Here is a 462-nt window from a genome sequence, read left to right on the forward strand (position 1 = left end):
ATCGATACTGAAGTCGCTTCAGATTCAGAGCTAATCGGAAAGTCTGTAGAGCAAAATGGTCTTCGACATTTAGAGTCGTTATTTTTGGTCGAAATATTGAGAGAGGGGCGCTTGATATCGCCTGTGACTCCTCAAGAGGTTATTGCACCCAATGATCGCTTGTTGTTTAGTGGTGACGTTAAGAAGATCACGATACTAAGGGAATTCAATGGGCTTTCTTTGTTTGCGAGTAATAGTGGCTTACCCCTTGATAATCTCTCCGAAGTGGTTATTAAACCGGAAAGTAACTTGGTCGGAAAAACACTTAAACATTCAGGCTTTCGTGCTTTGTTTGATGCTGCTGTCGTTGCGATTAAACGCGATGGGGTGGCGTTGTCGGGTAAGCTTGGTGAAGTGACGCTTGAGGCTGGTGACTACTTAGTGCTTGCAGTGGGAAACGATCACTATTCAAGAAATAATATC

1 protein-coding gene is annotated in these 462 nt (G+C 43.5%); it reads left to right on the forward strand.

Features of this window, described 5'->3' with window-relative positions:
• On the forward strand, positions 1 to 462 hold a 462-nt coding region (locus AB4496_RS28685; protein WP_372133485.1), incomplete at both ends, for a TrkA C-terminal domain-containing protein.

The sequence above is a fragment of the Vibrio sp. 10N.222.46.A1 genome, assembly GCF_041473595.1.
In the GTDB taxonomy this organism is placed as follows: domain Bacteria; phylum Pseudomonadota; class Gammaproteobacteria; order Enterobacterales; family Vibrionaceae; genus Vibrio; species Vibrio tasmaniensis_A.